Origin of the sequence: Streptomyces sp. TLI_171, assembly GCF_003610255.1 — a bacterium.
Classification (GTDB): Bacteria; Actinomycetota; Actinomycetes; order Streptomycetales; family Streptomycetaceae; genus Kitasatospora.
Genome location: NZ_RAPS01000001.1, coordinates 5,564,346 through 5,581,026, shown reverse-complemented (window position 1 = coordinate 5,581,026; position 16,681 = coordinate 5,564,346). Strand labels below are relative to the sequence as shown.

Genomic DNA, 16,681 nt, shown 5'->3' with positions numbered 1-16,681 from the left:
CGTCACTCCCGGCCCATGTCGCGGTGGACCAGCACCGTTTCGACCCCGTCCGCGATCAGACGCTTCGTCAGCTGCTCGGACATCGCGACGCTGCGGTGTTTGCCTCCGGTGCAGCCTACGGCAAGCGTCATGTAACGCTTCCCCTCGCGGCGGTAGCCCTCGGTGATGATCCGCAGCAGCTCGGTGTAGCCGTCCAGGAACGGCTGCGCCCCGGGCTGCTGGAAGACGTACTCTGCCACGTCCGGGTCGGTTCCGGTACGGGCCCGCAGCTCCGGCACCCAGTGCGGATTCGGCAGGAAGCGGCAGTCCACCACCAGGTCGGCGTCGACCGGCAGGCCGTACTTGAAGCCGAAGGACATCACGGTCGCGCGCAGCTCCGGCTCGTCGTTGCCGGAGAACTGGGCGTCCAGCTTGGCGCGCAGCTGGTGCACGTTGAGGTTGGAGGTGTCGACCACCAGGTCGGCCTCGCCGCGCAGCTCGCGCAGCAGCTCGCGCTCCTGGGCGATGCCGTCGACGATCCGGCCCTCTGCCTGCAGCGGGTGCGGGCGGCGGACCGACTCGAAGCGGCGGACCAGCGCGTCGTCGGAGGAGTCGAGGAAGACCACCCGCAGCCGGACGCCGCGCTTCTCCAGCTCCTCCAGGGAGGTCAGCAGGTCGTCGAAGAACGTCCGGCCGCGGACGTCGACCACCACGCCGATCCGCGGCACCGCGCCCTGCGAGCGTGCCCCCAGGTCGACCATGGTCGGGATCAGTGCGGGCGGCAGGTTGTCCACCACGAACCAGCCGAGGTCCTCCAGGCACTTCGCGGCGGTGGAGCGCCCCGCCCCGGACATGCCGGAGATGATCACCAGCTCGGGGGTGCTCTCTCCCCCGTTGGACACAGTCACGTCTCTTCCCCGCTTCTCGGAACCGCTGTGGTCGTGCTGTCTTCGATGATCTCGCCCGTCGCGGTGTTCACCGCGAATGCGGCAGGTGTACGGGAGGCCAAGGCTGCCGCAACAGTCTCGGCCGTCCGGCGCCCGATCCCCGGCACCTCGCACAGTTCGTCGACCGTCGCCGCCCTCAGCTTCTTCAGCGAACCGAAGTGCTTGAGCAGGGCCCGGCGGCGAGTCTCGCCGAGCCCGGGGACGGAGTCCAGTTCCCCCGCCGTGAGCCGCTTGGCACGCTTGGCGCGCTGGTAGGTGATGGCGAAGCGGTGCGCCTCGTCGCGCACCCGCTGCAGCAGGTACAGGCCCTCGCTGGAGCGCGGCAGCACCACCGGGTCGTCCTGCCCGGGCAGCCACACCTCCTCCAGGCGCTTGGCCAGCCCGCACACCGCGACGTCGTCGATGCCCAGTTCGGCCAGCGCCCGCTGGGCGGCGGCGACCTGCGGCTGCCCGCCGTCGACCACCAGCAGCTGCGGCGGGTAGGCGAAGCGCTTGGGGCGGCCGGTCTCGTCGGTGAGCGCCTCCTCCTCGCCGGCCTCCTCCGGGACGGCCCACTCCCCGGTCTGCTCGCGCTCCTGCAGGTAGCGGCGGAACCGGCGGGTGATCACCTCGTGCATCGAGCGGACGTCGTCCTGACCCTCGAAGCCCTTGATCTGGAACCGGCGGTACTCGCTCTTGCGGGCCAGGCCGTCCTCGAACACCACCATGGAGGCGACCACGTCCTCGCCCTGCAGGTGCGAGATGTCGAAGCACTCGATCCGCAGCGGCACCGAGTCCAGCTCCAGGGCGTCGGCGATCTCCTGCAGCGCCCGGCTACGGGTCGTCAGGTCCGAGGCCCGCTTGGTCTTGTGCAGCGCCAGCGCCTGCTGGGCGTTCCGCTGCACCGTCTCCATCAGGTCCTTCTTGTCGCCGCGCTGCGGCACCCGGACGTCCACCTGCGCGCCGCGCAGCCCGGTCAGCCACTCCCGGACGGCCTCCTCCGGCACCGCCGGGACCAGCACCTCGCGCGGCACCTGCTCGGTGCCCGCGCCGTACAGCTGCTGCAGGGCGTGCTCCACCAGGCCCGCGGTGTCCACGTCCTCGACCTTGTCGGTGACCCAGCCGCGCTGGCCGCGGACCCGGCCGCCGCGGACGTGGAAGATCTGCACGGCGGCTTCCAGCTCGTCCTCGGCGAGGGCCAGCAGGTCCGCGTCGGTGCCGTCGCCGAGCACCACCGCGTTCTTCTCCATCGCGCGCCGCAGCGCGCCCAGGTCGTCGCGCAGCCGGGCGGCCTTCTCGTACTCCATCTCGGCGGCCGCGTCCTGCATCTGCAGTTCCAGGCGGCGCAGGTAGTTGCCCGTCCGGCCGGCCATGAAGTCGCAGAACTCCTCGGCGAGTTCGCGGTGCTCGGCGGCGGTCACCTTGCCCACGCAGGGCGCGGCGCACTTGCCGATGTAGCCCAACAGGCAGGGTCGCCCGACCTGTTGGGCCCGCTTGAACACGCCGTTGGAGCACGTCCGGACCGGGAACACCCGGAGCATCAGGTCCACCGTCTCGCGGATCGCCCAGGCGTGCCCGTACGGCCCGAAGTACCGCACGCCCTTCTTGTGCGCCCCGCGCATCACCTGGACCCGCGGGAACTCCTCGTTCAGCGTGACCGCCAGCTCCGGGTAGCTCTTGTCGTCCCGGTACTTCACGTTGAACCGCGGGTCGAACTCCTTGATCCAGGAGTACTCCAGCTGCAGCGCCTCGACCTCGGTGGACACCACCGTCCACTCCACCGACGCCGCGGTGGTCACCATCGTGGCCGTGCGGGGGTGCAGGTTCGCCACGTCCTGGAAGTACGAGGAGAGCCGCTGGCGCAGGCTCTTCGCCTTCCCCACGTAGATGACCCGGCCGTGCGTGTCACGGAACTTGTACACCCCGGGCAGGAGCGGGATCGCCCCCGGAGCCGGACGGTAGGTGGACGGGTCAGCCATGCCCCTACCGTACCGACTGCCGCCGACACTCCGCGGCGATCACCGACAGTCGGACGGCGCCGGCTCCCGGGCCGCCGCCGGCTGCGCCGCGTTCGTCGTCTCCGGGGCGGCGATCCGCTCAGCCCTTGGTGACCTGGAGGTTCCCGTTCTGCACCGCGACCTGGTACGCGGGCAGCGGCTTCGGGGCCGGTCCGTCCTGCACCGCGCCGTCGGCGATGCCGAACCGGCTGCCGTGGCACAGGCACTGGATCTGCTGCTTCTCGACCCCGTTCACCAGGCAGCCCGCGTGGGTGCACTTGGCGCTGAACGCCTTGTACTCGCCGGCGGCCGGCTGGGTCACCACGACGGCCTGCTCCCGGTACACCTTGCCGCCGCCCACGGGGACGTCCGCCGCGGGGCCGAGGTCGATCGGGCCGGCCGCGGCGGAGGTGCCGGTCGGCTTCTCGTCCTTGGACGAGGAGCAGCCGGCCGCCGCGGTGCCCGCGAGCGCGACGGCCGCGCAGCACAGGACGGTACGGCGGGAAGCGACGGGCTCGGACACGTGGACTCCTCAGCGACGGGGAACGGCGGCAGCAACCTAGCACGCGCCAATGAGTCCGCCCGGGGAGCGACTTGCGCTCCCCGGGCGGGCCCCCGGCGGTGTCGGGACTACTTCTTCCTGCGCTTCACCGGGCTGGCGTCGGAGACGCCCGGGAGGATGTCCCGGAGGAACTTGCCGGTGTGGCTGGCGGTGGAGGCGGCGACCTCCTCCGGCGTGCCCTCCAGGACGACGCTGCCGCCGCCGGAGCCGCCCTCGGGTCCCATGTCGACCAGCCAGTCGGCGGTCTTGATGACGTCGAGGTTGTGCTCGATGACGATGACGGTGTTGCCCTTGTCGACCAGGCCCTCCAGGACCTTGATCAGCTTGCTGATGTCCTCGAAGTGCAGGCCGGTGGTGGGCTCGTCGAGGACGTAGACCGTGCGGCCGGTGGAGCGCTTCTGGAGTTCGGCGGAGAGCTTGACGCGCTGGGCCTCGCCGCCGGAGAGGGTGGTGGCGGGCTGGCCGAGGCGGACGTAGCCGAGGCCGACCTCCTTGAGGGTCTTCAGGTGGCGGGCGATCGCGGGGACGGCCTCGAAGAAGTCGAGCGCCTCCTCGATCGGCATGTTCAGCACCTCGGCGATGGACTTGCCCTTGTAGTGGACCTCCAGCGTCTCCCGGTTGTAGCGGTCGCCGTGGCACACCTCGCAGGGGACGTAGACGTCCGGCAGGAAGTTCATCTCGATCTTGATGGTGCCGTCGCCGGAGCAGTTCTCGCAGCGGCCGCCCTTGACGTTGAAGGAGAACCGGCCGGGCAGGTAGCCGCGGACCTTGGCCTCCTGGGTCTCCGCGAAGAGCTTGCGCACGTGGTCGAAGACGCCGGTGTAGGTGGCCGGGTTGGAGCGCGGGGTGCGGCCGATCGGCGACTGGTCGACGTGCACCACCTTGTCGACCAGGTCGGTGCCGGTGATCCGGGTGTGCCGGCCGGGGACGCTGCGGGCGCCGTTCAGCTCGCGCGCCAGGTGCGAGTACAGGATGTCGTTGACCAGCGTGGACTTGCCGGAGCCGGAGACGCCCGTGACGGCGGTGAAGGTGCCGAGCGGGAAGGCGACCGTGACGTCCTTGAGGTTGTGCTCGCGGGCGCCGTACACCACGATCTGCCGCTTCTTGTCGCGCGGGCGGCGGACCGTCGGGATCGGGATGCTGCGCTTGCCGGACAGGTACTGGCCGGTCAGCGACTCCTCGTTCTTCAGCAGCTCCTTGAGCGAGCCGGAGTGCACCACCTTGCCGCCGTGCTCGCCGGCGCCGGGGCCGATGTCGACGATCCAGTCGGCGGTCTTGATGGTGTCCTCGTCGTGCTCGACGACGATCAGCGTGTTGCCGATGTCGCGCAGCCGGACCAGGGTCTCGATCAGCCGGTGGTTGTCGCGCTGATGCAGGCCGATGGACGGCTCGTCCAGCACGTAGAGCACGCCGACCAGGCCGGAGCCGATCTGGGTGGCGAGCCGGATGCGCTGGGCCTCGCCGCCGGACAGGGTGCCGGCGGCGCGGTTCAGCGACAGGTAGTCGAGGCCGACGTCGACCAGGAAGCGCAGCCGCTCCAGCACCTCCTTCAGCACCCGCTCGGCGATCTGCTTGTCCCGGCGGTCCAGCCGCAGGGCGCCGAGGAAGTCCGCGCAGTCGCTGATCGACATCGCCGAGACCTCGGCGATCGACTTCTCCATCACCGTGACGGCGAGGACCACCGGCTTGAGCCGGGTGCCCTTGCAGGTCGGGCAGGGCACCTCGCGCATGTAGCCCTCGAAGCGCTCGCGGCTGGAGTCGCTCTCCGACTCGGAGTGCCGGCGCGTCACGAACGGGACGGCGCCCTCGAAGGCGGTGGTGTAGGAGCGCTCGCGGCCGTAGCGGTTCCGGTAGCGGACCTCGACCTGCGTCTTGTGCCCGTACAGCAGGGCCTTCTTGGCGCGGACCGGCAGCCCGGCCCAGGGGATGTCGGTGCGGAAGCCGAGCTCGCCGGCGAGCGCGTCGACCAGGCGCTGGAAGTACTCCTTGGTGGCGCCCTGGGACCACGGGTGGATGGCGCCCTCGTCGAGCGACTTCTCCTCGTCGGGGACGATCAGCTCCGGGTCGACCTCCATCCGGTTGCCGAGGCCGGAGCAGTCCGGGCAGGCGCCGAACGGCGAGTTGAAGGAGAAGGACCGCGGCTCCAGCTCCTCGAACGACACGTCGTCGTACGGGCAGTAGAGGTGCTCCGAGTACATCTTCTCGCGCTCGGGGTCGTCCTCCGGCAGGTCGACGAAGTCGAGCACCACCATGCCGCCGGCCAGCTTGAGGGCGGTCTCCACCGAGTCGGTGAGCCGGCGCTTGGCGCTGCTCTTGACGGCGAGGCGGTCGATGACCACCTCGATGGTGTGCTTCTCCTGCTTCTTCAGCGTGGGCGGCTCGGTGAGCTGGACGGTCTGCCCGTCCACCCGGGCCCGGGCGTAGCCCTTGGACTGCAGGTCGGCGAAGAGGTCGACGAACTCGCCCTTGCGCTCGCGGACCACCGGGCTGAGCACCTGGAACCGGGTGCCCTCGGGCAGCTCCAGCACCTTGTCGACGACGGCCTGCGGCGACTGCCGGGCGATCGGGCGGCCGCAGTGCGGGCAGTGCGGCTTGCCGATCCGGGCGAACAGCAGGCGCAGGTAGTCGTACACCTCGGTGATGGTGCCGACGGTGGAGCGCGGGTTCCGGTTGGTGGACTTCTGGTCGATCGAGACGGCCGGGGACAGTCCCTCGATGAAGTCGACGTCCGGCTTGTCCATCTGCCCGAGGAACTGCCGGGCGTACGAGGACAGCGACTCGACGTAGCGCCGCTGGCCCTCGGCGAAGATCGTGTCGAAGGCCAGCGAGGACTTGCCGGACCCGGAGAGGCCCGTGAAGACGATGAGGGAGTCCCGGGGCAGGTCGAGCGAGACGTTCTTGAGGTTGTGCTCGCGTGCACCGCGGACGATGAGGCGGTCTGCCACTGCTTCTGGCGCCTTTCTCCGGGTCGAAATGTGAGGTCTGCTTCTTCCAGGATGCGCCCGCCAGCGTACTAGCTCATTCGTTCGAATAACGAGCTGTCCAGCTGGGTCCACCCGGACGAGTGAACGGCACCCGCGCTCGACGGTAGCGTCAACGACTGACAACCGGCCCGGGAAACGAAAGGCACCCGCCGATGAGCGACGCCACCACCGCAGCCGAGCAGCTGCGGGCCACCGCGGAGAGCACCGACCTGCTGCTGCACACCCTCGGCGAGCTGAAGCCCGCCGAGGTGTTCGAACCGTCCGGGCTGCCCGGGTGGACCCGCGGCCACGTGCTGACCCACCTCGCCCGCAATGCTGATTCGCTGGTCAACCTGTTGACGGCGGCCCGCACCGGCGAGGACATCCCGCAGTACGCGAGCCCCGAGGCGCGGGACGCCGACATCGAGGCCGGCGCCGGGCGGCCGCTGGCCGAGCAGGTCGCCGACCTTCGGGACAGCCAGCAGCGCTTCCTGGACGCCGCCGCCCTGCTCGCGCCCGAGCACTGGGGCGCCTCGGTCAAGCACCGGGCGGGCTACCTGTTCCCGGCCTGGCAGCTGCCGGTGAAGCGGCTGGCCGAGCTGGAGTACCACCACGTCGACCTGAACGCCGGCTACACCCCGGCGCACTGGCCGGAGCCGTTCGCGAGCGCCGAGTTCCGGCGGCTGGGCGCCCAGTTCGGCGCGGTCGACGGCCTGCCCGCCACCCTGGTGGTCGCGGAGGACGCCGGCCTGCGGGCCCGGCTGGGCGGCGACGGCGAGCCGGAGCTGACCGTGGAGGGCCCGGTGCGGGCGCTGACCGGCTGGCTGTCCGGCCGCTCCGACGGCGACGGCCTGCAGGTGCACCGCGGCCAGGAGGGCCTGGTCGACCCGCGCAGCTCGCTGCCGCGGCTCCCCCCGATGGGATGATGGCAGCGACTGACCCGACAGCCCAGCAGCAGCGAGGAGCGGCCCGATGACGTACCACGGAGCGGTCAAGGTCGGCGGTGCGCCGGACGTCCGCGAGTTGGCGCACCTGATCGTCAGCAAGGTGGCGGTCGGCCCGTACGACAACAACGCCTACCTGCTGCGCTGCCGGGCCACCGACGAGCAGTTGCTGATCGACGCCGCCGCCGACGCGCCGGTGCTGCTGGAGACGGTGGGCAGCCGGCTGGCGATGGTGGTGACCACCCACCGGCACCGCGACCACTGGGGCGCGCTCGGCGAGGTGGTGGCCGCCACCGGGGCGCGCACCGCGGCCGGCCGGATCGACGCGGAGGGCATCGAGGTGCCCACCGACGTGGCGCTGGAGGACGGCTCGGTGCTCCGGGTCGGGCAGATCGAGCTGACGGTCCGTCACCTGGTCGGCCACACCCCGGGCGCGATCGTGCTGGTCTACGACGACCCGCAGGGCCACCCGCACCTGTTCACCGGCGACTGCCTGTTCCCGGGCGGGGTGGGCAACACCTGGGGGGACCCGGCCGCCTTCGACTCGCTGTTCCGGGACGTCAACGAGAAGATCTTCGACGTCCTGCCGGACGAGACCTGGGTCTACCCGGGCCACGGCAACGACACCACGCTGGGCGCCGAGCGCCCGCACCTGCCGGAGTGGCGCGAGCGCGGCTGGTGAGCCCGCACGCGTGAGGGGCCCCCGCCGTCGGCGACGGCGGGGGCCCCTCACGCGGCGCCGGGCGCCGCGGCGTCAGGCGTCGATCTTCTCCGGCCGGTCCGCGTCGTCGCCCTGCTTCCGCGCGGCGATCAGGCTGGTGACGGTGGTGATCGCCAGGGTCAGCCCGATGAAGCCCAGCGAGACCGGGATGCTGATCTCCGGGACGTGCAGGCCGCTCTCGTGCATGGCGTGCAGCACCAGCTTGACGCCGATGAAGCCGAGGATCGCCGACAGGCCGTACGACAGGTGGACCAGCTTCTTCAGCAGGCCGCCGAGCAGGAAGTACAGCTGGCGCAGGCCCATCAGCGCGAAGGCGTTGGCGGTGAAGACGATGTACGGGTCCTGGGTGAGGCCGAAGATCGCCGGGATCGAGTCCAGCGCGAACAGCACGTCGGTGGTGCCGATGGCGAGCATCACGATGAGCATCGGGGTCATCAGCCGGCGGCCGTTCTCCCGGATGATCAGCTTGGTGCCGTGGTACTTGTCGGTGGAGGGGAAGCGCTTCTCGATCGACTTGAGCAGGCGGTTCTCCTCGAACTCCTCGTCCTCCTCCTCGGCGCGGGCCTCCTTGATCAGCTTCCAGGCCGTCCAGATCAGGAACGCGCCGAAGATGTAGAACACCCAGGAGAAGCTGGAGACCAGCGCCGCGCCGCCGGCGATGAAGACCGCCCGCAGCACCAGCGCGATGATCACGCCGAACATCAGCACGCGCTGCTGGTAGATCCTCGGCACCGCGAACTTGCCCATGATCAGAATGAACACGAACAGGTTGTCGACGCTGAGCGATTTCTCGGTGATGTAGCCCGCGAAGAACTCACCGGCCGGCTGTCCGCCGCCGTACCACCAGAGGAAGACGCCGAACAGCACGGCGAGCGCGATCCAGACCGCCGTCCAGATCCCGGCCTCCTTGATGGAGACCTCGTGCGGCTTGCGGCCGCCGATGAAGAAATCGGCCACGATCAGGATGACCAGCACCGCGATGGTGCCGGCCCAAAGGCCCACGGAAACGTCCACTACTGCTCCTCCGGCAGGTAGGCGAACAACATCGTCACTTGCCGGAGGTCTCTTCCGCCGCACGGCGCGCCAACGGGCCACCGTGCGACCAGCGCCCCGGGATGCCGCGACGGGCACCCGTGATGACGGGGTCACTGAACGGGGAATACTCCCCTCCGCTCTCCTAGAGGTTAACAGGAGAACCAAGGGGAGGTAAAGAAGGTAAAGAAACCCCTAAAGGAACGGCTCGATGAAGGGCAGCATGTCCCGGAAGGTGCGCCCGGTGGCGGGGGCCCCGATCGCGGTCATCTTCCAGCCGGCGCCGTCCCGCTCGACCTTGGCCATGATCTGGCCGGTGTGCGTGCCGCCGCCGGTGAGTTCGTACCGGGCCAGCTCCTTGCCGGTGGGCTCGTCGATCAGCCGGCAGTGCGCGTTCTCCACCTCCAGGAAGTTCTGGCCGCTGTACGAGCTGACGGTGAAGACGATCTGGGTGACCCGGCGCGGCACCTTGGTCAGGTCGACCAGGATGCTCTCGTCGTCGCCGCCCGCACCGGCCCCGCCGGTCAGGTTGTCGCCGGTGTGCTGCACCGAGCCGTCATTGCTGACCAGGTGCGAGAAGAACACCACGTCGCTCATCGCCTTGCCGTCGTACAGCAGGGCGGAGGCGTCGAGGTCGATCTCCTTGGGACGGCGGCTGAAGAAGCCGCGCTTGCCGGGAGCGGACTTCCACCCGAGGCCCATCCGGACCACGGTCAGCGTCTCGCCGGTGGACTTCAACAGGCTCACGCTCTGGCCCTTGGCCAGGTTCACGGACACGCTGCCGACCTCTGCTTCCCCCGGGCTCCCCCGGATACACGCCGCGCCTCCGGCCGGACCCGGGGCGGCGAGGCCCCGAACCGACCGCGCACAACCCTACGCCGCCGCCCCGCCGCCCCGGACGGGGACGGGCGAGACTGTGGCAGAACCACGACACAACGGCCGTTTCCGACACCCGCCGGCAACGGATCAGGCCATTCCGGCCTCGCGCATCTGGCGCAGCTCGCGCTTGAGCTCCTTCACCTCGTCCCGCAGCCGGGCCGCCACCTCGAACTGCAGCTCGGCCGCGGCCGTGTGCATCCGGTCCGTCATGTCCTGGATCAGACCGGCCAGTTCGGACGCCGGCAGGCTCTTGGCCGGCTTGCGGTCGATGCCCAGCGAGGGGACCGGGGCCTTGCCCTTGCCCTGCTGCCGGTACCCGGTGGCGAGCAGCTCGTCGGTGTCGACGTCCTCGCCCGCCATGGTGGAGAGCAGGTCGCCGATCTTCTTCCGGAGCGGCTGCGGGTCGATCCCGTGCTTCTCGTTGTACGCCTGCTGGACGGCGCGCCGGCGGTTGGTCTCGTCGATCGCCAGCTCCATCGCCGGGGTGATCTTGTCGGCGTACATGTGCACCTGACCGGAGACGTTACGGGCCGCACGGCCGATGGTCTGGATCAGCGAGGTGCCGGAGCGCAGGAAGCCCTCCTTGTCGGCGTCCAGGATCGCCACCAGCGAGACCTCGGGCAGGTCGAGGCCCTCGCGGAGCAGGTTGATGCCCACCAGCACGTCGTACTCGCCGGCCCGCAGCTCGCGCAGCAGCTCGATCCGGCGCAGCGTGTCCACGTCGCTGTGCAGGTAGCGGACCCGGATGTCCAGGCCGAGGAAGTAGTCGGTGAGGTCCTCGGCCATCTTCTTGGTCAGCGTGGTGACCAGGACCCGCTCGTCCTTCTCCACCCGCTGCCGGATCTCGTGCACCAGGTCGTCGATCTGGCCCTCGGTCGGCTTGACCACGATCTCCGGGTCGATCAGACCGGTCGGGCGGATGATCTGCTCGACCTGGCCGTCGCCGCGCGCCATCTCGTACTTGCCGGGGGTCGCCGACAGGTAGACCGTCTGGCCGGTGCGCTCCAGGAACTCCTCCCACTTCAGCGGGCGGTTGTCCATCGCCGAGGGCAGCCGGAACCCGTGCTCGACCAGCGTGCGCTTGCGCGAGGCGTCGCCCTCGTACATCGCGCCGATCTGCGGGACCGTCACGTGCGACTCGTCGATGACCAGCAGGAAGTCCTCGGGGAAGTAGTCGAGCAGGGTGTTCGGCGGCGAGCCGGGCTCGCGGCCGTCGAAGTGCATCGAGTAGTTCTCCACGCCCGAGCAGGTGCCGATCTGCCGGAGCATCTCGATGTCGTACGTGGTGCGCATCCGCAGCCGCTGGGCCTCCAGCAGCTTGCCCTGCTTCTCCATCCGGGCCAGCGTCTGCTCCAGCTCGGCCTCGATGTCACGGACCGCGCGCTCCATCCGCTCCGGGCCCGCCACGTAGTGCGAGGCCGGGAAGACGTACACCGACTCGTCCTCGCTGATCACCTCGCCGGTCAGCGGGTGCAGGGTGTACAGCGCCTCGATCTCGTCGCCGAACATCTCGATCCGGACGGCGAGCTCCTCGTACACCGGGAAGATCTCGATGGTGTCGCCGCGGACCCGGAAGGTGCCGCGGCTGAACGCCAGGTCGTTGCGGGTGTACTGGATGTCCACGAACCGGCGGAGCAGCGCGTCCCGGTCGATCTCCTCGCCGACCTTGAGCCGGACCATCCGGTCCACGTACTCCTGCGGGGTGCCGAGGCCGTAGATGCAGGACACCGAGGCGACCACCACGACGTCCCGCCGGGTGAGCAGGCTGTTGGTGGCGGAGTGGCGCAGCCGCTCCACCTCCTCGTTGATCGAGGAGTCCTTCTCGATGTAGGTGTCCGTCTGCGGGACGTACGCCTCGGGCTGGTAGTAGTCGTAGTACGAGACGAAGTACTCGACCGCGTTGTTCGGCAGCAGCTCGCGGAACTCGTTCGCCAGCTGCGCGGCCAGCGTCTTGTTCGGCGCCATCACCAGGGTGGGGCGCTGCAGCTTCTCGATCATCCACGCGGTGGTCGCCGACTTGCCGGTACCCGTCGCACCGAGCAGGACGACGTCCTGCTCGCCCGCGCGGATCCGGCGCTCCAGCTCGGCGATGGCCGCCGGCTGGTCACCGTTGGGCTGGTAGGGGCTGACGACCTCGAAGGGCGCCACGGACCGCTCGATACTCGTGATGGGACGCACGCCTCCACGGTACGACCGGCCACCGACACTCGGTGCCGGGGCCGGGCGGAGCGGGGCTACTTCGCGGAGTCGCGCGCCAGGGCGACCAGGCGGGAGACGGCGCGGAGGTACTTCTTGCGGTAGCCGCCGCGCAGCATCTCCTCGGTGAAGACCTGGTCGAACGGCACGCCGGAGGCGGTGATCGGGAGTTCCCGGTCGTACATCCGGTCCGCGAGCACCACCAGGCGCAGCGCCGTGGCCTGGTCGTCCACCTGCCGGACCCCGCGCAGGAACACCGAGCCGACCTCGTCGAGCAGCGCGCCGTACCGGCTGGGGTGCACCTCCTTGAGGTGTTCCAGCAGCACGTCGAAGTCGTCCAGCGAGGCGCCGGGGGTGGTGGCCGCCCGGGCGGTCACCTGCTCGTCGCTGTACGGCGGCGGGGCGTCCGGCAGGCCGCGGTGGCGGTAGTCCTGGCCGTCGATCCGGACCGGGCGGAAGTGCGCGGACAGGCCCTGGATCTCGCGCATGAAGTCGGCGGCGGCGAACCGGCCCTCGCCGAGCTTCTCCGGCAGCGTGTTGGAGGTCGCGCACAGCTTGACGCCGTTCTCCACCAGCTTGCCGAGCAGCGTGGACACCAGGACGGTGTCGCCCGGGTCGTCCAGCTCGAACTCGTCGATGCACAGCAGCCGGTGCGAGCTCAGCGTCCTGACCGCGCCCTGGAAGGTCAGCGCGCCCACCAGGTTGGTGAGTTCGACGAAGGTGCCGAACGCCTTCGGGCCCGGGACGGCGTGCCAGAGCGAGGCCAGCAGGTGCGTCTTGCCGACGCCGTACCCGCCGTCCAGGTAGATCCCGGCCGGGCCGGTCGGCGCCGGCGCGGACCGCCGGAACCAGCCGCGCCTGGGCGCCTCGGCCCCGCTGTTCAGGCCCGCCGCGAAGGACTCCAGGATCTGGACGGCCTCGTACTGGCTCGGCTGCGAGGAGTCCGGCAGGTAGCTGCCGAAGCTCACCCCGGCGAAACGCGGCGGCGGCACCATCTCCGCCACCAGCCGCTCGGCCGGGACCACCGGACGCCGATCGGCCAGGGCTATCGCGGTGTGGATATCGGACTCCGAGGCAGCAGCAGACACGGAACAACAGGGTACGCGAGCGGTGCAGGCGGGTGCGCGCACAGGGCGGCTGCCAGACTCGGAGCATGGAGCAACTGATCGGCGACACCCCCGGCAGCCCCGGCAGCCTGGAGTGGCTGGCGCAGGCGTACGCGTACCCGTCCGGCGCCGGTCGCTGGCTGCGGGCGAACATGGTGGCTTCGCTGGACGGCGCGGCCCGGCTGGACGGCCTCTCGGAGGGGCTGTCCAGCGAGGCGGACAAGCGGATCTTCGGGGTGCTGCGGGCGCTCTGCGACGTGGTGCTGGTGGGCGCGGAGACGGTGCGGGCGGAGGGGTACCGGCCGGGGCGGGTGCGGGCGGAGTTCGCCGAGCGGCGGGCCGCCGCGGGCCAGTTGCCCGCGCCGGTGATCGCGGTGGTGACCCGGAGCCTGGAACTGGACCTGTCGGCGCCGCTGTTCACCGAGCCGCTGGTGCCGACGGTGGTGATCACCACCGTCGACGCGCCGGCCGGGAAGCTGGCCAGGACCGCCGAGCGAGCCGATGTGATCACCGCAGGAACGGGGTCGGTGGACCTCCCCCTGGCGGTGGCGGCGCTCACGGAGCGTGGTTGGCGCCGGCAGCTCTCGGAGGGCGGTCCCCGCCTGCTCGGCCAGCTCGCGGCGGACGGCCTGCTGGACGAGTTGTGCCTGTCGGTGGCCCCGTTGGTGACGGCGGGTGATTCACCGAGGATCGTGAACGGTCCGCAAATTCCTCACGCCCGGCCGATGCGGCTGGTGTCATTGATCGAGGAGAAAGGTTTCCTCTTCACCCGCTATCTGCGGCCGACCGAACCGGACCGGTCCCCGAGCGACCCCGCCCTCACCTGATCGACATCCTGACCGATGTGGATCATGTGATCCGTGTGGCGCGTGTGCAGCGTGAGGAATCCTTCCTCCGGGCACTATGAAAGAAGGGGATCAAGAGCCGGACCCGGGGGCCCGCACCAGCGAAGGGACTCACGTGTTCAAGACCGTACTGATGATCGAAAAGGCACTCTCCGACGCCGACGTGGAGCTGGTCACCACACTCCACGGCGAGGAGAAGGTCTCCTTCGTCGTCCTGATGCAGCCCCGCGGCAAGCAGGACGAGTTGCTGCGCGCCCTGGACGACGTGGCCCTCGGCCATCTGGACCAGGCGGTGCACGAGCACGAAGAGGGCGCGGACGCGCCCACCCTGCCCGGGGAGTCCCTCGAACACAGCCTGCGCCACCTGCAGCAGGCCGGCGCGGAGGCGGTCGGCGAGGTGGTCCAGCACCAGCCGCTGGTGCGGCTGCGCGAGGTGGTCGAGGAGAACCGGGCCGACGAGGTGCTGGTGCTGACCTCGCCGCACTTCGTGGAGGAGTTCTTCCACCGCGACTGGGCCTCCCGGGCCCGGCACGAGGTCGGCGTCCCGGTACTGAAACTGTTCGCCAGCGACTCCTGACCCGCTTCCCGCTTAGGGCAGAATCGTCCCGTGCGTCCTGCAGCCGCAGGGCGCACGGGACGACCGATTCCGCCTCCCTCACGCCAGTACGGAGCAAGCCTTGAACGACGCCGCCCACGACCTGCACGCCCCGCACTTCATCGGCATCGGCGGGGCCGGCATGTCCGGCCTGGCGAAGATCCTCGCGGTGCGCGGCGCCACGGTGTCGGGCAGCGACGCCAAGGAGTCCGAGACCGTACGGGCGCTGCGCGAGCTGGGCGCGACGGTGTTCGTCGGGCACGCGGCGGAGCACCTGCCCGCCGGGACCAGCAGCGTGGTGGTCTCCAGCGCGATCCGGGCGGACAACCCCGAGCTGCTGGCGGCGCAGGAGCGCGGCGTCCCGGTGGTGCACCGCTCGGACGCGCTGGCGGCGCTGATGGGCGGCCGCCGGGCGCTGGCGGTGGCCGGCACCCACGGCAAGACCACCACCACCTCGATGCTGGCGGTCAGCCTGGGCGAGCTGGGCCTGGAGCCCTCGTACGCGATCGGCGGCGACCTGGACGCGCCGGGCTCGAACGCGCACCACGGGGCGGGCGAGATCTTCGTGGCGGAGGCGGACGAGAGCGACCGCAGCTTCCACAAGTACGCGCCCGAGGTGGCGATCGTGCTGAACGTGGAGCTGGACCACCACGCGAACTACGCGTCGATGGAGGAGATCTACGAGTCCTTCGAGACCTTCGTCGGGCGGATCCAGCCGGGCGGCACCCTGGTGGTGTCGGCGGACCACGCGGGCGCCCGCGAGCTGACCCGCCGGGTGGCCGGCCGGGCCGGCCTGACCGTGGTGACGGTCGGCGCGGCCGAGGACGCGGACGTGCGGGTGCTGGAGGTCGCGGCGCGCGGCATGACCAGCGAGGTGACGGTCGAACTGGGCGGCGAGCGGCTGACGTTCACCGTCTCGGTGCCGGGGCGGCACTACGCGCACAACGCGGTGGCGGCGCTGGCGGCGGGCGTCGCGCTGGGCGTTCCGGCGGACGGGCTGGCGAAGGCGCTGAGCGCGTACACCGGGGTGCGGCGGCGGCTGCAGCTGAAGGGCGAGGCCCGCGGCGTGCAGGTGATCGACTCCTACGCGCACCACCCGACCGAGATGGCCGCCGACCTGGAGGCGATCCGGGAGGCGGCGGGCCCGGGCCGGGTGCTGGTGGTGTTCCAGCCGCACCTGTTCTCCCGGACCCAGCAGCTCGCGGACGAGATGGGCCGGGCACTGGCGCTGGCGGACGCCTCGGTGGTGCTGGACATCTACCCGGCGCGCGAGGACCCGATCCCGGGCGTCACCGCCGAGCTGATCATCGACGCGGCCCGCCGCGCGGGCGCCGAGGTCCGGGCCGAGCACGACTTCGCGGCCGCCCCGGCGGTGCTTGCCTCGCTGGCCCGGCCCGGCGACCTGGTGCTGACCATGGGTGCGGGCGACGTGACCAACCTGGGCCCGGAAATTCTGGCCGCCCTGGCCGACGTTGCACCTGCTGTCTGAGTCCCGGCTGCCCTGGAGAACACCGTGAGCTACGAGGTCCAGAAGTCCGACGCCGAGTGGCGGGCCGAACTGTCGCCGGAGGAGTACCACGTGCTCCGCGAGGCGGGCACCGAGCGGCCGTTCGTCGGCGAGTACACCGACACCAAGACCGTCGGCGTGTACAGCTGTCGCGCCTGCGGTGCGGAACTGTTCAGCAGTGAGACCAAGTTCGATTCGCACTGCGGCTGGCCGAGCTACTACGCCCCGCTGGCCGGCGACTCGGTGGAGTACCTGGAGGACGTCAGCCTCGGCATGCGCCGGGTCGAGGTCCGTTGCAAGAAGTGCGGCAGCCACCTCGGGCACGTCTTCGAGGGCGAGGGCTACGACACGCCGACCGACCAGCGGTACTGCATCAACTCGATCTCGCTGACGCTGAAGCCCGCCGAGTAGCGGCGCCGAGGCCCGTCC

14 protein-coding genes are annotated in these 16,681 nt (G+C 70.7%); 6 read left to right on the top strand and 8 right to left on the bottom strand.

What is annotated here, in order from left to right; all coding sequences use genetic code 11:
• Nucleotides 1-2: 2 nt before the first annotated feature.
• From rapZ to uvrA, 4 genes are all read right to left on the bottom strand, one after another.
• On the bottom strand, nt 3-881 hold the full coding sequence (gene rapZ, locus BX266_RS25145) for an RNase adapter RapZ (RefSeq protein ID WP_099903344.1): 879 nt from the start codon (nt 879-881) through the stop codon (nt 3-5).
• Between the two features lie 2 nt (nt 882-883).
• On the bottom strand, nt 884-2,884 hold the full coding sequence (gene uvrC, locus BX266_RS25140) for an excinuclease ABC subunit UvrC (RefSeq protein ID WP_099903342.1): 2,001 nt from the start codon (nt 2,882-2,884) through the stop codon (nt 884-886).
• 118 nt (nt 2,885-3,002) lie between these two features.
• Nucleotides 3,003-3,425, bottom strand: a complete 423-nt coding sequence (locus BX266_RS25135; RefSeq protein WP_099903340.1) for a Rieske (2Fe-2S) protein — start codon at nt 3,423-3,425, stop codon at nt 3,003-3,005.
• Nucleotides 3,426-3,532: 107 nt separating this feature from the next.
• Nucleotides 3,533-6,409, bottom strand: coding sequence for an excinuclease ABC subunit UvrA (uvrA, locus tag BX266_RS25130; protein WP_099903338.1), 2,877 nt, complete (start codon nt 6,407-6,409; stop codon nt 3,533-3,535).
• Between the two features lie 191 nt (nt 6,410-6,600).
• On the opposite strand from uvrA, the gene BX266_RS25125 reads away from it, so the two are divergent.
• Both BX266_RS25125 and BX266_RS25120 read left to right on the top strand, forming a co-directional pair.
• On the top strand, nt 6,601-7,353 hold the full coding sequence (locus BX266_RS25125; protein ID WP_099903336.1) for a maleylpyruvate isomerase family mycothiol-dependent enzyme: 753 nt from the start codon (nt 6,601-6,603) through the stop codon (nt 7,351-7,353).
• A gap of 46 nt (nt 7,354-7,399) precedes the next feature.
• Nucleotides 7,400-8,053 carry an MBL fold metallo-hydrolase gene (locus BX266_RS25120; RefSeq protein WP_099903334.1) on the top strand — a complete coding sequence of 218 codons (654 nt, stop codon included), beginning with the start codon at nt 7,400-7,402 and terminating at the stop codon, nt 8,051-8,053.
• A gap of 72 nt (nt 8,054-8,125) precedes the next feature.
• Here the strand turns inward: BX266_RS25120 and BX266_RS25115 are convergent, their stop codons facing one another.
• From BX266_RS25115 to zapE, 4 genes are all read right to left on the bottom strand, one after another.
• Nucleotides 8,126-9,106, bottom strand: coding sequence for a TerC family protein (locus BX266_RS25115; RefSeq protein WP_099903332.1), 981 nt, complete (start codon nt 9,104-9,106; stop codon nt 8,126-8,128).
• Nucleotides 9,107-9,319: 213 nt separating this feature from the next.
• Nucleotides 9,320-9,901 carry a TerD family protein gene (locus tag BX266_RS25110; RefSeq protein WP_099903330.1) on the bottom strand — a complete coding sequence of 194 codons (582 nt, stop codon included), beginning with the start codon at nt 9,899-9,901 and terminating at the stop codon, nt 9,320-9,322.
• 189 nt (nt 9,902-10,090) lie between these two features.
• Entirely contained in the window at nt 10,091-12,181 is a 2,091-nt protein-coding gene (gene uvrB / locus BX266_RS25105; protein ID WP_099903328.1) for an excinuclease ABC subunit UvrB, read from the bottom strand.
• Between the two features lie 56 nt (nt 12,182-12,237).
• Nucleotides 12,238-13,287, bottom strand: coding sequence for a cell division protein ZapE (gene zapE, locus BX266_RS25100; protein ID WP_099903326.1), 1,050 nt, complete (start codon nt 13,285-13,287; stop codon nt 12,238-12,240).
• Nucleotides 13,288-13,352: 65 nt separating this feature from the next.
• Here zapE and BX266_RS25095 point away from each other — a divergent pair, with 65 nt between their 5' ends.
• From BX266_RS25095 to msrB, 4 genes are all read left to right on the top strand, one after another.
• Complete coding sequence (locus tag BX266_RS25095; RefSeq protein WP_099903324.1) at nt 13,353-14,132, top strand: pyrimidine reductase family protein; 780 nt, start codon at nt 13,353-13,355, stop codon at nt 14,130-14,132.
• A 133-nt stretch (nt 14,133-14,265) separates the two neighbouring features.
• Nucleotides 14,266-14,727, top strand: coding sequence for an indole-3-glycerol phosphate synthase (locus BX266_RS25090; protein ID WP_099903322.1), 462 nt, complete (start codon nt 14,266-14,268; stop codon nt 14,725-14,727).
• Between the two features lie 100 nt (nt 14,728-14,827).
• Nucleotides 14,828-16,234, top strand: a complete 1,407-nt coding sequence (gene murC, locus BX266_RS25085) for a UDP-N-acetylmuramate--L-alanine ligase (RefSeq protein ID WP_099903321.1) — start codon at nt 14,828-14,830, stop codon at nt 16,232-16,234.
• 24 nt (nt 16,235-16,258) lie between these two features.
• Entirely contained in the window at nt 16,259-16,663 is a 405-nt protein-coding gene (msrB, locus tag BX266_RS25080) for a peptide-methionine (R)-S-oxide reductase MsrB (protein WP_099903319.1), read from the top strand.
• Nucleotides 16,664-16,681 lie beyond the last annotated feature (18 nt).

Coding starts and splice junctions, on each gene's coding strand:
- uvrC (WP_099903342.1), bottom strand. CDS start 2,884: ATGGCTGACCCGTCCACCTACCGTCCGGCTCCGGGGGCGATCCCGCTC.
- BX266_RS25125 (WP_099903336.1), top strand. CDS start 6,601: ATGAGCGACGCCACCACCGCAGCCGAGCAGCTGCGGGCCACCGCGGAG.
- BX266_RS25120 (WP_099903334.1), top strand. CDS start 7,400: ATGACGTACCACGGAGCGGTCAAGGTCGGCGGTGCGCCGGACGTCCGC.
- BX266_RS25095 (WP_099903324.1), top strand. CDS start 13,353: ATGGAGCAACTGATCGGCGACACCCCCGGCAGCCCCGGCAGCCTGGAG.